The sequence below is a fragment of the Arthrobacter sp. K410C genome (assembly GCF_059090105.1).
In genome coordinates, this window is sequence record NZ_JBNHFJ010000018.1 from 1 (window position 1) to 14,868 (window position 14,868).

The window sequence follows — 14,868 nt, forward strand, 5'->3', positions numbered from 1 at the left end:
ACATCGACGATAACAAGATCGAGATGGCCAGGTCCCTGGGCGCGACCCATGGCGTGAACTCCCGGCAGGAAGACGCGGTGGAGGCCATCCGCGCCCTGACCGGTGGCAACGGGGCGGACGTGGTGATTGACGCCGTCGGCCGTCCCGAAACGTACAAGCAGGCGTTCTATGCCCGCGACCTCGCCGGCCGGGTGGTGCTGGTGGGCGTCCCGACGCCGGAGATGCAGCTGGAGCTGCCGCTGCTGGACGTGTTCGGCCGGGGCGGTTCGCTGAAGTCCTCCTGGTACGGCGATTGCCTGCCCTCCCGGGACTTCCCGATGCTCGTCTCGCATTACAAGCAGGGCAACCTGGACCTGGACGCCTTCGTCACCGAACGCATCAGCATTGATCAAGTGGAGGAGGCTTTCGAACGGATGCATAAGGGCAAGGTCCTGCGTTCGGTGGTCGACCTGACGCAGAGGAGTGCAATCTAATGGCCGTCAGGATTGAGAACGTGGTCACCTCGGGGACGTTTTCGCTCGACGGTGGCACCTGGGACGTGGACAACAACGTCTGGATCGTGGGCAACGACGAGGAATGCGTGATCATTGACTCCCCGCACGACGCCGCTACGATCATCAATCAGGTCCGCGGCCGGAAGGTCAAGGCCATCCTGCTGACCCACGCGCACAACGACCACATCGGCGCTGCCCGGGAAGTTGCCGTCGCCGTGGGTGCCCCGATCTACCTGAACCCGGAGGACCTTGTGCTCTGGGAGCAGGTCTACCCGGACTACGAACCTGACCGTTACCACGGAGACGGAGACGTGTTCGAGGTGGGAGAAACGGCCCTGTTGGCAATTCACACGCCCGGCCATTCCCCTGGCTCCACGTGCTTCTATCTCGAAAGCGAAGCAACGGTCTTCACCGGGGACACGCTGTTCAACGGCGGCCCCGGCGCCACCGGCCGGTCCTACAGTGATTACCCGACCATCCTGGCTTCCATCCGGGAGCGGCTCCTGGTGCTGCCGCCCGAGACTGTGGTCCGCACCGGCCACGGCGACGACACCACCATCGGCGCCGAGCAGGAAACTCTTGCCAAGGTTCCGCAGTAGGCAGCAATTTCACCAGGAGTGAGTAAGTGAGGCGCGCCGGGAATGCCCGGCGCGCCTCTGCTGGTGTCAAAAAGCAGCGTTACCGGAGTCCGTGGCTGTGGGCCAAGGCGATAGCTTCGGTTCGTGACCCGACGTCGAGCTTCCTGAACAGGTTTCGCACGTGGAACTTGACCGTGTTCTCGCTGATGCCCATTGTTGAGGCGATAGTACGGTTGCGGTGTCCGGCGGCGAGGTGCTGGAGTACCTCGAGTTCCCTTGCGGCAAGATTCCATCCCGCTACATCTCCGGTGGGGCGGGCGGGCGGGTCCAGGGGGAGTGATACGAAGATGTCGGCCCCCCAACCGGACATGACGTCCATCCGCAGCTGTCCGGAGAGCGCTTGGACCCGGCGTTGCAGGCCCACGATGCTCGGCGTTTCGGCGGTGAGTGCACCGCCTCCGTCATCTCGCACGTTGATCAGCAGGTTTCCGCCATCGCAGTCCCACTGTGTCCGGATTCTGGTGATGTCTGTTTGTTCCATCATGGCCAGGACAAGTCCGCGGACGATGGCACGGGCAGCATGGGCGATCTCGCCGGGGAGGGCCCTGCCATTCAAGGGTGGTTCGATGAATTGGACGTCAATGCCGCTAAAGCCCGTGAGCGGCCGCAAGTCTTCCCGCAGCCGTTCGAAGGCTTTGGCGACGGGCTCTTCTGCTATGTCTGTTGTCCGGTCACTAAGGGTCCTTAACCCGAGGAGGGCCTTGGCAGTGAGTTCTATGACGGTTGTGCGGGCAGCTGCATCGTCCAGGGACGCCGAGCGCAGGGCTGCCATGAGGGTTTCGAGAGTGGTCGAATGCAGATCGGTCAGTTCGGCCGTCACACGGATGCGTTCAGCTGATGCTGCCCGGGACTCCAACAAGTACGACGGCGGTGCATCCGCCACTTTTTCCTGGATTCGCCGCGCCGCGATGCGCCATAGGAACGTCACAAGGTCCAGGTTGGCGTCATCTCCCGAACCGGTGGGGGAGGGATCGGTGAGGACGAGGAGGGCCTGGCTGGCGGCATGCTTGTGAGCTAGCACCTGCCGGGGTTTGCCGGCCAGGTCGGCTTCCCCAAACCAAGGCGTTTCGTCGGACAGGGTGGCGCGAAGCTCGTCCAATTCCGGGATGCTGACACGGGAAATGATGTCCTCCGCACCCGCCTTCTTCTGGGGCCTGCCAGTACAGTCCTCGGTGAAGATGACCAGCGCACTGCTCTTGATGTAAGGCAGGGTGGCGTTACGGAGCCGTTCCGCTATTTTGGCCAGTGGGGCATCAGCCAGGGCAGCAACGGTCTGCAACAGTGGCCATGGCAGGTCTGTAACGGTCATGTCATCTTCCTAGTGGCTGGTCGAGGAGAGGTGGATCACACCACCCAGTCCTAAAGTATAGTAAAAACTGCCAGAAAACAGGATTACTGCTACCCCTTTGTTTCGCGATGATGGATCTAACCGAAAGTTCATGTGGTCGCGCAAGGCCAAATCATTCAAACAAAGGGGATTAATAGTGAACCCGACAGCAAATGCCGTACTCACCCCGCGTCCTGATACTGCTGTACTGGACTGGACGTCCCAGGACCAGCGCGCGGTGGACACACTCCGCGTCCTGGCAGCCGACGCCGTTGAGAAGGTAGGCAACGGACACCCGGGGACCGCGATGAGCCTGGCTCCTGCTGCGTATCTCCTTTTCCAGAAGCTGATGCGCCACGATCCGCGCGATCCGGACTGGATCGGCCGTGACCGGTTCATCCTGTCCCCGGGGCACTCCTCGCTGACCCTCTACAGCCAGCTGTTCCTGTCAGGCTACGGCCTGGAACTGGAGGACCTTCAGGCGCTGCGGACCTGGGGGGCACTGACCCCCGGCCACCCGGAGTACAAGCACACTGCCGGTGTGGAGATCACCACCGGCCCGCTGGGCCAGGGCCTTGCATCCTCGGTGGGCTTTGCCTACTCCCAGCGCCGCCAGCGCGGCCTGTTCGACGCCGATGCCCCCGCCGGCGAGAGCCCGTTCGACCACACCATTTGGGTCATTGCCTCCGACGGCGACATCCAGGAAGGCGTGACCTCGGAGGCTTCCTCCCTGGCCGGCCACCAGGAACTGGGCAACCTCGTCGTCATCTACGACGAGAACCACATCTCCATTGAGGACGATACCGACATCGCCTTCACTGAGGATGTCCTGAAGCGTTACGAAGCCTACGGCTGGCACACCCAGCGCGTTGACTGGACCGAGACGGGCGAATACGTCGAAGACGTCCAAGAGCTCTACTCCGCGCTGCTGGCGGCCAAGGCTGAGACCTCCAGGCCGTCCATCATCTCGTTGCGCACCATCATCGGCTACCCCGCCCCCAAGAAGCAGAACACGGGCAAGATCCACGGGTCAGCCCTGGGCGCCGATGAAGTTGCAGCTCTGAAGGAAGTGCTGGGCTTCGACCCCGCCAAGTCCTTCGAGGTGGATGAGGACGTCCTTGCCCACGCCCGCAAGGTTGTGGACCGCGGCGCAGCCGCCCGCTCCGAATGGGAAGAGTCCTTCTCCGCTTGGCAGTCCGCCAACCCCGAGGGCGCCGCCCTGCTGGAGCGCGTCGAAGCCCGCCGGCTGCCCGCCGGACTCGACGCCGCCCTGCCTGTCTTCGAGGCAGGTAAGGACGTCTCCACCCGCGCCGCGTCCGGCAAGGTCCTGAACGCCATCGGACCGGTCATGCCGGAACTCTGGGGCGGTTCAGCCGACCTCGCCGAGTCCAACAACACCACCATCGAGGGATCGCCGTCGTTCATCCCGGCTTCCCGCTCCACGGAAGCCTGGAAGGGCAACCCCTACGGCCGCGTCCTGCACTTCGGCATCCGCGAGCACGCCGCCGCCTCGATCGTGAACGGCATCAGCCTGCACGGCAAGACCCGCGCGTTCTCAGGGACGTTCCTGATCTTCAGTGACTACCAGAAGCCGGCCATCCGCCTCGGCGCCCTGATGGGCGTCGGGTCCATCTATGTGTGGTCACACGACTCCATTGGACTGGGCGAGGACGGCCCCACCCACCAGCCGGTGGAACAGCTCTCCACCCTGCGTGCGATCCCGGGCCTGGATGTTGTTCGACCGGCCGACGCCAACGAGGTTGGCATCGCATGGAAGACCATGCTGCAAAACCACAGCAACCCGGCCGGCATCGTCCTGACCCGCCAGAACGTTCCGACTTTCGCCCGCGGCGAGGGGACCGCCGAGGGTGACACGTTCGCTTCCCCGGCAGGTGTGGCCAAGGGCGGCTATGTCCTGGCCGAGGCATCCAATGGCGGTGCCACCGTCCCGGCCCAGGTGCTCCTGATCGCCACCGGCTCCGAAGTGCAGCTGGCAGTCCAGGCCCGCGAAGCACTCCAGGCCGAAGGCATCGCCACCCGTGTCATCTCCATGCCGTGCGTTGAGTGGTTCAACAAGCAGGACGCTGCCTACCGTGAGTCGGTCCTCCCGTCCGCGGTCAGGGCGCGTGTCTCCGTTGAAGCAGGACTGGCCCTGGGCTGGAAGGAATTCGTCGGTGATGCCGGCCGTTCCATCAGCCTCGAGCACTACGGCGCCTCCGCTGACTACAAGCGTCTCTTCCAGGAGTTCGGCATCACGGCGGAAGCAGTCACAGCCGCCGCTAAGGACTCCCTCGCAGGCCTGCAGGCCTAACAACCGATTTCAGGAGAAAAGACAATGACTACTCCCACCCAACAGCTCTCCGACGCCGGAGTATCGATCTGGCTGGACGATCTTTCCCGAGGCCGGCTCTCCAGCGGCGGGCTGCAGAAGCTCATCGAAGAGAAGAACGTGGTTGGCGTGACCACCAACCCGTCCATCTTCCAGGCCGCGATAACTTCGGGCACCGACTACGACGCCGCCATCGCCGGGCTTGCCGCGCGGGGCAGCAGCGTGGAGGAGACGATCTTCGAGATCACCACCACCGATGTCGCGGACGCCTGTGACCTCTTCGCCCCTATCGCCGCCGCGACGAACGGCGTTGACGGCCGCGTGTCCATCGAGGTGGACCCACGCCTCGCCTGGGACACCGCCGGCACCATCGCCGAGGCCAAAGAACTGTTCAAGAAGGTCGACAAAGACAACGTCCTGATCAAGATCCCGGCCACCCTTGAGGGCCTTGAGGCCATCACTTCCGTTCTGGCCGAGGGTATCAGCGTCAATGTGACCCTGATCTTCTCGCTGGAGCGCTACCGTGCCGTCATCAACGCCTTCCAGGCCGGCCTGAAACAGGCCAAGGAGAACGGCCACGACCTCTCGAAGATCCATTCGGTGGCGTCCTTCTTCGTTTCGCGTGTGGATACCGAGATCGACAAGCGCCTCGACGCCATCGGCACCGACGAAGCCAGGGCGCTCAAGGGCAAGGCAGGCGTCGCCAACGCCCGCTTGGCTTACCAGGTCTACGAGGAGCTGTTTGCCACTGAACGCTGGGCAGTCCTGGCTCAAGCCGGCGCCCGCCGGCAGCGGCCGCTATGGGCCTCCACCGGTGTGAAGGACCCCGCTTACTCGGACACCCTCTACGTCACCGAACTCGCCGCCGTCGACGTGGTAAACACCATGCCCGAGAAAACGCTGGACGCCACTTTCGACCACGGCGTGATCACCGGCGACACGATCACCGGCACATACGAGGAAGCACAAGGTGTGCTCACCGCCATCGAGCGCCTCGGCGTCTCCTACAACGACGTCGTCACTCTCCTGGAATCCGAAGGTCTGGACAAGTTCGTGGCCAGCTGGAAGGAACTGCTGGCCGATGTTGAGGGCGCGCTCTCCAGCGCCCGGAAGGCATCCTGAACCATTGAGTGCGCCCTGCGCGGGACCCATAGGGGTCCCGCGCAGTGGCCGCAGATCAGAAAGGCGGACACCATGTCCAAGCCACCCCTAAATTGCTGTATCAATCCCAGCATCCTGTCGGCCGACTTCGTCAACCTCGAAGCAGAGCTTGCCCGCATCAGCAATGCCGATGCTGTCCACGTGGACGTTATGGACAACCACTTCGTCCCGAACCTGACCATCGGCCTGCCTGTCGTGGAAAGGATCCAGAAGGTCAGTCCTGTGCCGCTGGATGCCCATCTGATGATTTCCAATGCTGACACCTGGGCCCCCCAGTTCGCTGACGCCGGGATTGCCTCGGTCACCTTCCATGTTGAAGCATCGGTTGCACCGATCAAGCTTGCCCGTGAGCTTCGCGCCCGGGGCTCGAAGGCCGGCATGGCCCTGCGCCCTGCCACGCCGGTGGAACCGTACCTGGACATGCTTTCCGAACTGGACATGCTGCTGATCATGACCGTTGAACCGGGCTTTGGCGGCCAGGCCTTTTTGGACGTGATGCTGCCCAAGATCCGCCGGGCTCGCGCCGCCGTCGACGGTTCAGGGGTGAACGTAGCCATCCAGGTGGACGGCGGCATCACGGAAGAAACCATCACCCGTGCCGCCGAGGCCGGCGCCAACGTCTTTGTCGCGGGCTCGGCCGTGTACGGCAAACCTTCCCCTGCTGAGGCAATCGAGTCGCTGCGCGCGAACGGCCAGCTTGCCTTCGCATAGCAGCAGGCCGCCCCATCACCGTTACCAATCTTGAAGGACCCATAATGCGCGTTCACATCGCAACCGACCACGCCGGCATGGAGCTCAGCTCCCATCTGATCACCTCGCTCGCAGCCAGCGGCTACGAGATGGTGGACCACGGACCGGCCGCCTACGACGCCGAGGACGACTACCCCGCATTCTGCATCAACGCCGCCGCCGCCGTCGTGGCCGACCGGGCGGCAGGCATGGACGCGCTCGGAATCGTGCTGGGCGGCTCCGGCAACGGCGAGCAAATCGCCGCAAACAAGGTCAAGGGAGTCCGGGCAGCCCTCGCGTGGAACCTCGACACAGCCAGGCTCGCCCGCCAACACAACGATGCCAACGTGGTCGCCGTCGGAGGCAGGCAGCACAGCGTCGAAGAGGCCACGGAACTGGTCAAAGCATTCCTGGCAGAACCATTTACTAATGCCGAACGCCATGAGCGCCGCATCGGCAAAATCGCTACCTTCGAAACCACGGGCGAGATCGTCGAATAACCCCCACCAACAAAACCCCGGGCCAAGGTTGTCGTCAACCCTGCCGCCAGCCATCCCGGAAAGTTCTCCCGCTGCTTAGACCAGTCGGGGATCCCAACACCGACTCTCCCGTCCCGGGGGAGCAACCCAGAAAGGAAGATTCACATGAGCATAACTTTCGAGCCGACCGCCCTCTTCCAGGGGAAGCTGGACGAAGCACCGCTCGGTCCACCCCTGGCCGAAGTGCTGGGCGACGAGATTCCGACGCGGATCACTATCCCCTTTACCAGCGATGATTCCCGGATCCTCTCCGGAGTCTGGGAAGCTGACCCAGGCCTTTCACGATGGGAGTTTCTGGAGCGCGGCGAGTCGATCTACGTCCTTGAAGGCCGCATGGTGGTTACCGAGGATGGCGGAGAGCCGACTACCGTAGAGGCCGGAACCGCAGCTATCTTCCCCATCGGTTGGAAGGGCACCTGGGAAATCCAGGAGCGCATCAGAAAATTCTTCGTCATTTTCACGCCCTGACCCAGGGAAACTGTAAGGCCTGGACACGTGCCAGGCCTTACAGTTTGTAGCCATTCATACAACGACAGGGGAGCGCCGCCATCCGGCACTGGCCATGGCCGGGGACCGCAGGTGGGCGCTGAGAGTGCGGACAGCCGCAGACCCTCGAACCTGATCCGGTTAGTACCGGCGCAAGGGAGTCGAGTTCTCGAAGTCCGGTAACGGCAGTAGCCGCGTGCCGTGCTTTCCCCTCCTGTTTCCCAGGAGGATTTTTTCATGAGCACTGCAGCAATCAAGAAGACCACCAGCAAGTCCTGGCGCGTCGTGGACATCGTGGTGGCGGCCCTGATCGCCATCGCCGGCGGCGTGATTTTCTGGGCCTGGTCCCAGGGCGCGGCCGCGGTCTCCGGGCCCATGAACGCGGTTTACCCGCCCCTGACCGGCCTGATCGCCGGCGGCTGGATGATCCCGGCAGTGCTGGGCATGCTGATCATCCGCAAGCCCGGCGCGGCATTGTTCTGCGAGACCGTGGCAGCCACCGGTGAGCTCCTGATGGGCTCGCAGTACGGCGCCTCGGTGCTGTTCTCAGGCTTGGTCCAGGGCCTGGGCGCTGAAATCATCTTCGCGATCTTCGTTTACAAGAAGTTCAACCTGCCGGTGTCGCTGCTGGCCGGTGCTGCCGCGGGCCTGTTCTGCGGCCTGAACGATTCCTTCGCGCCGTGGGGCTGGAACATTGCGTACTCCGGCGGTGACAAGCTTGCCTACATCATCTTCACCGCGATTTCCGGCGCGGTCATCGCCGGTGCCCTGTCCTGGATCGCGACCCGTGGCCTGGCGAAGACCGGGGTCCTGAGCTCCTTTGCCTCGCGCAAGGCAGCCACGGAGTCCGTCCTCTCCTGAGGCCTGAAAGGTTAGCTGATGACCATCACCACCGAAATGTGCGTGGACAGCGATCCGTTGATCATTGACGGAGTCGAAATAACTCCGCGGCTCATTATGGGCATTGGCGGAGCCCCCAGCCTGGACGGACTCGGAAGCGCCCTCGTTGCTTCTGGGACCGAGCTGACCACCGTCGCCATGCGGCGCTATTCGCCGTCGGAGGCCGGTTCCTTATTCCAACTCCTGCTCGACCACAAGATCCGGGTGCTGCCCAACACCGCAGGCTGCTTCACGGCAAAAGATGCGGTGCTCACCGCCGAAATGGCGCGCGAAGCATTGGAAACCGACTGGGTCAAGCTCGAGGTGATAGCTGACGAGCACACCCTGTTGCCCGATGCCGTGGAACTGGTCGATGCCACGGAGCAATTGGTCAACCGCGGCTTCAAGGTATTCGCGTACACCAACGATGATCCGGTCCTGGCCCTACGGCTCGAGCATCTGGGAGCCTCCACCGTTATGCCCCTTGGCTCACCCATCGGCACGGGCCTGGGCATCCTGAGCCCGCACAACATCGAGCTGATTGTGTCCCGCGCTTCCGTGCCCGTCGTGCTCGACGCTGGCATCGGAACCGCCTCGGACGCGGCCTTTGCAATGGAACTGGGGTGTGACGCTGTCCTGCTGGCTACAGCTGTCACCCGGGCACAGAATCCGGTGCGCATGGCCACCGCATTTAAACACGCAGTCCTCTCTGGAAGGCTGGCGAACCGCGGCGGCCGCATACCCCGCCGCGAGCATGCACTGGCGTCATCACCCTTGGAAGGACGAGCCGAGTTCCTGTAACGGGGTGCAGGCACCACCGACTGCAAGCCGTCCAAAACGGTAGGTAAAACCATCCTGATACAGCGTTTCCCACGACCACACATGACGGGATCATGGATGCCGGGAAGGAGCAGAGATGACGACACAAACGTCCGTCCGGCTGCTCCGCGCCGGTCTGGTGGGATCCCTGATTTTCATTCTCGGTGCGGGCGGACACCTCGCTGGTGGCGGTCACGCGCCCCGGCCCGAGGTCATGACCGCGCTCTTCGTTGTGACCTTGGTTCCGATAGTGATGCTTTCCTCACACCGGTTCTCGGTACCTGGGCTTCTTTGTTCGCTGGGCGCCGGCCAAGGGTGGCTGCATTGGTCCCTTGACGCTCTCGGCCCCGGACAGCACCCCACCTCGGCTCTGCTGTTGCCCGCTTCCCGCATGCCGGACACCTGCCGGCTCCTGGCACAGACACTTCCGTGGGGATCGTCATGTCTTCCGCTGACGCAGCGAGCGGATGGCTGATGTTCACTGCCCACGCCGTTGCCACTCTGGTCACAGCGCTGCTCCTGGCTCGTGGCGAGGATGCGTTGCGCCTTGTAGCCACCTTGCTTGAGCCGCTCGTGCGACTCCCTGACTTCATCGCCTTGCCGCCGACGGTCCGCACCCGGTGGCGCACCGACGTCGTAACTTCCCCGGCAGCCGCCTCGCTGCGACTTCCTACCCGGCGAGGTCCGCCACCAGCCGTCCCCGCGGCCACCTGAGTACCCGCCTTCCGTCTGGAACACAGGAAACCAGGGACCGGCCGCCGCCGACAACAGGCGTGCGCCCCATGCCCCGCCTGGGTTTCTTGACCTCACCATCCCTTAGTTCCGCGAAAGGCATTCTGCCATGAAGACATCACCTCGCCGTACCCTTAGCACCGTCGCCGCCACAACATTGGCTGCCGGGCTGGTGGCCCTAAGCACAGGCACAGCTTCCGCCCACGTCCGCGTCGACCCTGACGGCACAGCCGAGGGCAGCTACACCCAACTAACCTTCCGGGTGCCAAACGAATCCGAAACGGCCAGAACCAGCAAACTCGAAATCTCCCTGCCCACGGAGACGCCATTCACCTCCGTCTCCGTGAAGCCCGTGGTCGGGTGGAAGGCAGAGGTGGTGAACAGCGAACTGCCGCAGCCCGTCACCGTCAACGGCGCAACCGTCACCAAGGCGCCGACCTCCGTCATCTGGACCGCGGATGAAGCTCACCAGATCGGTCCGCATGAGTACCAAACCTTTTCCATCTCGGTCGGCGTGCTGCCCAAAGCCGGTACTGAACTGATCCTGCCTGCGTCCCAGACCTACACCGACGGGAACACCGTGAAATGGGAACAGGAAACCAGCGAGAGCCAAGCCGAGCCAGAATACCCGGCCCCCGCCTTCACCACCACGGCAAAGACGGATGGCCACTCACAGGGCAGCACTGCAACTCCCAACGCCCACGTTCCGGCCGCGGCTGCGTCCAGCATCTCCGCTGCCACTGATGCGGGATCGGCAGTAGGATGGCTCGGCCTTGCAGCAGGGCTGATCGGGCTGATCACCGGTGTAACTGCCCTCGCACGTACGCGCACCATTCGTCGAGGAGATTTAGATGAGCGATAAATTGCGTTGGGGCGTGCTCGGCACCGCCCGTATCGTCCGTAAGACAATCCCGGCGCTGCAGGAGGCGAAGAACGGGGAAGTCGTTGGCATCGCCTCCCGCACCGAGGGAAAGGCCAGGGAATACGCGGACAGGCACGGGATCCCGCAGGCGTTTAGCTCCTATGGCGCGCTTCTTGCTTCCCCGGACATCGACGCTGTGTATATTCCGTTGCCGAACGCACTCCACCTCGAGTGGATACTGAAGTCCTTGGACGCAGGCAAGCACGTACTCTGTGAAAAACCACTGGTGACCAGCGCCGCCGAATGCGATGAGGTTAGACAAAAGGCCGAGGAGACCGGGCTTAAAGTCCTGGAAGGCTTCATGTACCGCTTTCACCCGCGTTTCGAAAAGCTGCAGGAACTGCTCGCGGGCAATGCCGTAGGCAAACTGACCTTTATTCACGTCGGGCATTCGTTCGACGCCGGCAGCGGTGACAACATTCGCTGGTACAGCCAGCTCGGCGGCGGCGCACTTTTCGACACGGGATGCTACTGCGTCAACGTCAGCCGTATGGTTACCGCCCAGGAACCGAGCCGAGTCAACGCATTCGGCAACTACCGCGACGCCAACGACGAGGGTCGAATCGACACCAGTATTGCGGGCATACTGCGCTTCCCCGGCAGCGTAACAGCGCTGTTCGATACCGGAGTAAACCTCGAACGACGCAACTTCCTGGAACTGACCGGAACCGAGGGCCGCCTCTACCTCGATAATCCGTTTGGCCTTCTTGAGGAGGATTCGGTTCTGGAGGAGCACCACTTCGGAAAGGACACGATTTATCACAAGATCAAGGGAGAAAATCACTTCGTACGGATGAGCGAACACTTCTCTGACAGCGTCCTGAACGGTACTCCGCTCCGCTACGATCTCACGGACGCGGCCAACAATGCCCGGGTGCTTGAAGCCCTCGATCGGGCGGCACGCAACGAAGAGGCGTTCCGCTCCGACTGAAACAGCTGTGGCACTGTCATAGCGGTGGGTGACCAGCAAGGAGACCCTTTCGGTCGTTGACTCTCCGCGTTGCCGCGGTTAGCGGCAGAGTTGTCCTCAGACGCCGGCCCTGGTCAGCAGTGCATCAAGCGTCATGAAGAACAAGGCGCGGTGGTCGGCCGCCGTTGGGTCGGTCAGGTATTGAAGGGCCGCCCCGTCGTAGATCATCAGGAAAGACCTTACGAGCTCAGGGATGCCAATACGGCACTCGTCGCCATTGCTTTGGGCTGCCGATGAGAATATGCCTCCCAGCTCCACTTCGTAGGCAGGATAAATCTTCGCGGCCAGCGGGCTGACGGCGGCGCCGCGTGTTGCCCACAAAATGAGCTCGATCTCAGCAAGGAGACTGCCCGGCTCTTCTTCCAGTGCTCGCCAATAGCCTTTAGCCACTTGTTCCACCGCATTACGAAGGCCTAGGTGGGCCGGGACGTCCCCGGAAAAGCTGCTCAGGTTTTTTAGCCAAGCCTCGGCGGCCGCCTCCATGAGCTCTTCCTTGCCGCTAAAGCAATAATTGGCAGTGGCCAAGGGAGCATTGGCCTCTTTAGCAATGGCGCGCATGGTTACAGACTGAACACCCTCGCGCCTCATAAGTTCCACGGTTGCTGAAATCAGCTGTTCTTTTCGATCTTTTGAGGACACCCGCATAATTCACTCTCCAGTCTCGCGTTCGGCGGCCCTCCTGGGGCACCTCTTAAGACTATGGCCTGGCGAGTGAAAGGTTCATTTCCTGTCTAGAACGCTTGACCCGAACTTGTGTTCGTTTCCCTTAGTGCCCATAATTTGCCCGGATTTCGAGAGCTTTTAGGAAACACTTCCACCACTCCACGCAGTAACCGAACTGGTTCCTCCCCACGAGAGGTGCCGTTGTCGATGCCACGAAGGTCATGAGGTAGAAGTAGTAGGGCTGACTCGTACACGTGGCAGGCCGCCGCCTGGTAAGCCCAGCCGACGGCCTGACGCCACGTGACCTTGGTTAGGTGGCGGCTACGGTCTCCGTGAGATCGTCAGGTGCCACGTTGTCCAGATCCTGGGAGGCTCCGTGCAGGTAGCGCTCCATCGAGTCATCCATTGCATTGATCCAGCGTGTATGGTGCTTCGTCGCCATGGTGCCGGTGACCACTGAACGGTGGAGCATATCGCGGTACCCCAGGATGTCATCGTGCTTGTGGTGCATCCAGTCCTTGAACAACTGGCAGACGGCGTCCAGATCGAAGGGAGGGTAGTCTGTTGCCTCAATGAGTTCCCGCAGGTAGTCCGTCTGGAAATCGGCTTCTGCGTCGTGATCGGACAGTGCGGCCTGGCGGTCGAGCCAGAGCTGGATATCCGCCTTGCGCTCCGTGAGGGATGGAAGGTCGATCTTTCCGGTCATCACATCGCGGGCAAACCATGCTTGCGCGTCGAACATGTTGAACGTGTAGTACTGGTCCTGGGCGCCCAGGTAGAACAGGTTGTCGTTCTGTAGCCACACCACACCCTTGTAGAGGTTGCCAGGGTATAGCACGTTCGGTGATCTCAGCGACAGCTCCCCGGGTAGGAACGGGTATTTGTGCTGGTATCCGGTGCAAAGGATGACGGCGTCAAAGTCATCGTGTGTACCGTCGCTAAAGTACGCTGTGCGGCCCTGGAAATGGGTGACGAGCGGGCGCTCCACCGTGTTCTCCGGCCAGTGATAACCCATCGGGGCCGTGCGGTAGCTGAGGGTGATGGATGCGGCGCCCATCTTGTGAGACTGCATGCCGATGTCCTCTGCGGAATAGCTGCTTCCGATCATGAGCAGCTTCTTGCCGTAAAAGCGCTCGGCGCCGCGGAAATCGTGGGCGTGCAGAACCTCGCCCGGGAAGGTTTCGATGCCCTTGAACTCGGGGACGGCGGGGACGTGGAAGTGGCCGGTGGCCACTACGAGCTTGTCGAACACATGGGTCTCCGTGAGGTTGGTTTTGAGGTCCTCAACCGTCACCGTGAATTCCTGCGTGGCCCCGTTGTAGCTGGTGTGGCGGGCAACCGTATTGAATTTGACGTACTTGCGAACGTCTGACTTTTCCACGCGGCCCTTGATGTAGTCGAAGAGGACCTCGCGCGGCGGGAAGGAGGAGATCGGACGGCCGAAGTGCTCGTCAAAGGAGTAGTCCGAAAACTCCAGGCACTCCTTGGGCCCATTCGACCATAGGTGCCGGTACATGCTGGAGTGCACCGGCTCGCCCTGACCGTCCAACCCGATCCGCCAGCTGTTATTCCACTGTCCGCCCCACTCGCCCTGCTTCTCAAAGCATGTGATCTCGGGGATCGAGGCGCCTTTCTGACGCGCTGATTCAAACGCCCGCAGTTGTGCCAGGCCGCTGGGGCCGGCGCCAATGATTCCGACTCGTAATACCATGGTCTTCTCCTCTACAAAGATGTTTTAGGTCGCCGGTGTGCGGCGGTGTAAGTTGCGCTACGGGTCTTGACCGCCCGTTGGTTGGTCTAGGCAGCGAAATTGCGGTCACCGACGAAGAACCCCAGGGCATACTCAGGGGTCTCGAACTTCACTGTTGTGCCCTTGGGGAAGAACAGAACGTCGCGCTCTTTTGCGTGCGTAACCTCGCCCGTCAGCTGATCGGTGAGGATGAACTCACCCTTAATGACGACTTTCATTTCGTCGTACGTGTAGGTGTAGACCAGCGGCTCGGAAGCCTTCAGCTCAAAAAATCCGGCGGACATGACCGAGCCCTGCGGGTTGTGGAGGGAGTCGCCGATGGCAGCTACAGTGCCAGGTTCGTTCATTGACGGCAGGCCGACATAGCCGCTTTCTACCTTGTGGATGGATCCGGCCTTGCTGAGCGTTCCGATGAGGGTGGTTTCCATGA

16 protein-coding genes and 1 riboswitch are annotated in these 14,868 nt (G+C 62.3%); of the genes, 12 read left to right on the forward strand and 4 right to left on the reverse strand.

What is annotated here, in order from left to right; all coding sequences use genetic code 11:
- Window positions 1–473: zinc-binding dehydrogenase (locus AC5RU7_RS18170; protein ID WP_494053409.1), on the forward strand; the 473-nt coding region annotated here is incomplete at its 5' end.
- Window positions 473–1,093 carry an MBL fold metallo-hydrolase gene (locus AC5RU7_RS18175; protein ID WP_494053410.1) on the forward strand — a complete coding sequence of 207 codons (621 nt, stop codon included), beginning with the start codon at window positions 473–475 and terminating at the stop codon, window positions 1,091–1,093. The genes AC5RU7_RS18170 and AC5RU7_RS18175, both read left to right, overlap by 1 nt.
- A gap of 79 nt (window positions 1,094–1,172) precedes the next feature.
- Here the strand turns inward: AC5RU7_RS18175 and AC5RU7_RS18180 are convergent, their stop codons facing one another.
- Complete coding sequence (locus AC5RU7_RS18180; protein ID WP_494053411.1) at window positions 1,173–2,441, reverse strand: helix-turn-helix transcriptional regulator; 1,269 nt, start codon at window positions 2,439–2,441, stop codon at window positions 1,173–1,175.
- Between the two features lie 175 nt (window positions 2,442–2,616).
- Here AC5RU7_RS18180 and tkt point away from each other — a divergent pair, with 175 nt between their 5' ends.
- The 10 genes from tkt (at window position 2,617) to AC5RU7_RS18230 (ending at window position 11,986) form a co-directional block, all read left to right on the forward strand.
- Window positions 2,617–4,770: a transketolase gene (gene tkt / locus AC5RU7_RS18185; protein WP_494053412.1), complete on the forward strand. Its 2,154-nt coding sequence runs from the start codon at window positions 2,617–2,619 to the stop codon at window positions 4,768–4,770.
- Window positions 4,771–4,794: 24 nt separating this feature from the next.
- On the forward strand, window positions 4,795–5,910 hold the full coding sequence (tal, locus tag AC5RU7_RS18190) for a transaldolase (RefSeq protein WP_494053413.1): 1,116 nt from the start codon (window positions 4,795–4,797) through the stop codon (window positions 5,908–5,910).
- 72 nt (window positions 5,911–5,982) lie between these two features.
- On the forward strand, window positions 5,983–6,660 hold the full coding sequence (rpe, locus tag AC5RU7_RS18195; RefSeq protein WP_494053414.1) for a ribulose-phosphate 3-epimerase: 678 nt from the start codon (window positions 5,983–5,985) through the stop codon (window positions 6,658–6,660).
- 44 nt (window positions 6,661–6,704) lie between these two features.
- A complete protein-coding gene (locus tag AC5RU7_RS18200) occupies window positions 6,705–7,178 on the forward strand; it encodes a ribose-5-phosphate isomerase (protein ID WP_494053415.1) in 474 nt (157 codons plus the stop codon).
- Between the two features lie 144 nt (window positions 7,179–7,322).
- Window positions 7,323–7,685, forward strand: coding sequence for a cupin domain-containing protein (locus AC5RU7_RS18205; protein ID WP_494053416.1), 363 nt, complete (start codon window positions 7,323–7,325; stop codon window positions 7,683–7,685).
- A 56-nt stretch (window positions 7,686–7,741) separates the two neighbouring features.
- A riboswitch (TPP riboswitch) is annotated at window positions 7,742–7,880 on the forward strand.
- 60 nt (window positions 7,881–7,940) lie between these two features.
- Window positions 7,941–8,564, forward strand: coding sequence for an ECF transporter S component (locus tag AC5RU7_RS18210; protein WP_494053417.1), 624 nt, complete (start codon window positions 7,941–7,943; stop codon window positions 8,562–8,564).
- A gap of 18 nt (window positions 8,565–8,582) precedes the next feature.
- Window positions 8,583–9,383 (forward strand): thiazole synthase, encoded by an 801-nt coding sequence (locus tag AC5RU7_RS18215; protein WP_494053418.1) that lies wholly within the window; start codon window positions 8,583–8,585, stop codon window positions 9,381–9,383.
- Window positions 9,384–9,842: 459 nt separating this feature from the next.
- Window positions 9,843–10,115 carry a hypothetical protein gene (locus AC5RU7_RS18220; RefSeq protein ID WP_494053419.1) on the forward strand — a complete coding sequence of 91 codons (273 nt, stop codon included), beginning with the start codon at window positions 9,843–9,845 and terminating at the stop codon, window positions 10,113–10,115.
- A 127-nt stretch (window positions 10,116–10,242) separates the two neighbouring features.
- The gene (locus AC5RU7_RS18225; RefSeq protein ID WP_494053420.1) at window positions 10,243–10,995 is read left to right on the forward strand and encodes a YcnI family copper-binding membrane protein; all 753 of its coding nucleotides are present in this window, start codon (window positions 10,243–10,245) and stop codon (window positions 10,993–10,995) included.
- Window positions 10,985–11,986, forward strand: a complete 1,002-nt coding sequence (locus AC5RU7_RS18230) for a Gfo/Idh/MocA family protein (RefSeq protein ID WP_494053421.1) — start codon at window positions 10,985–10,987, stop codon at window positions 11,984–11,986. Before AC5RU7_RS18225 ends, AC5RU7_RS18230 begins: the two co-directional genes overlap by 11 nt.
- 96 nt (window positions 11,987–12,082) lie before the next feature.
- Here the strand turns inward: AC5RU7_RS18230 and AC5RU7_RS18235 are convergent, their stop codons facing one another.
- From AC5RU7_RS18235 to AC5RU7_RS18245, 3 genes are all read right to left on the reverse strand, one after another.
- On the reverse strand, window positions 12,083–12,670 hold the full coding sequence (locus AC5RU7_RS18235) for a TetR/AcrR family transcriptional regulator (RefSeq protein WP_494053422.1): 588 nt from the start codon (window positions 12,668–12,670) through the stop codon (window positions 12,083–12,085).
- A gap of 328 nt (window positions 12,671–12,998) precedes the next feature.
- A complete protein-coding gene (locus tag AC5RU7_RS18240; protein ID WP_494053423.1) occupies window positions 12,999–14,399 on the reverse strand; it encodes a trimethylamine monooxygenase in 1,401 nt (466 codons plus the stop codon).
- 86 nt (window positions 14,400–14,485) lie between these two features.
- On the reverse strand, window positions 14,486–14,866 hold the full coding sequence (locus tag AC5RU7_RS18245) for a cupin domain-containing protein (protein WP_494053424.1): 381 nt from the start codon (window positions 14,864–14,866) through the stop codon (window positions 14,486–14,488).
- Window positions 14,867–14,868 lie beyond the last annotated feature (2 nt).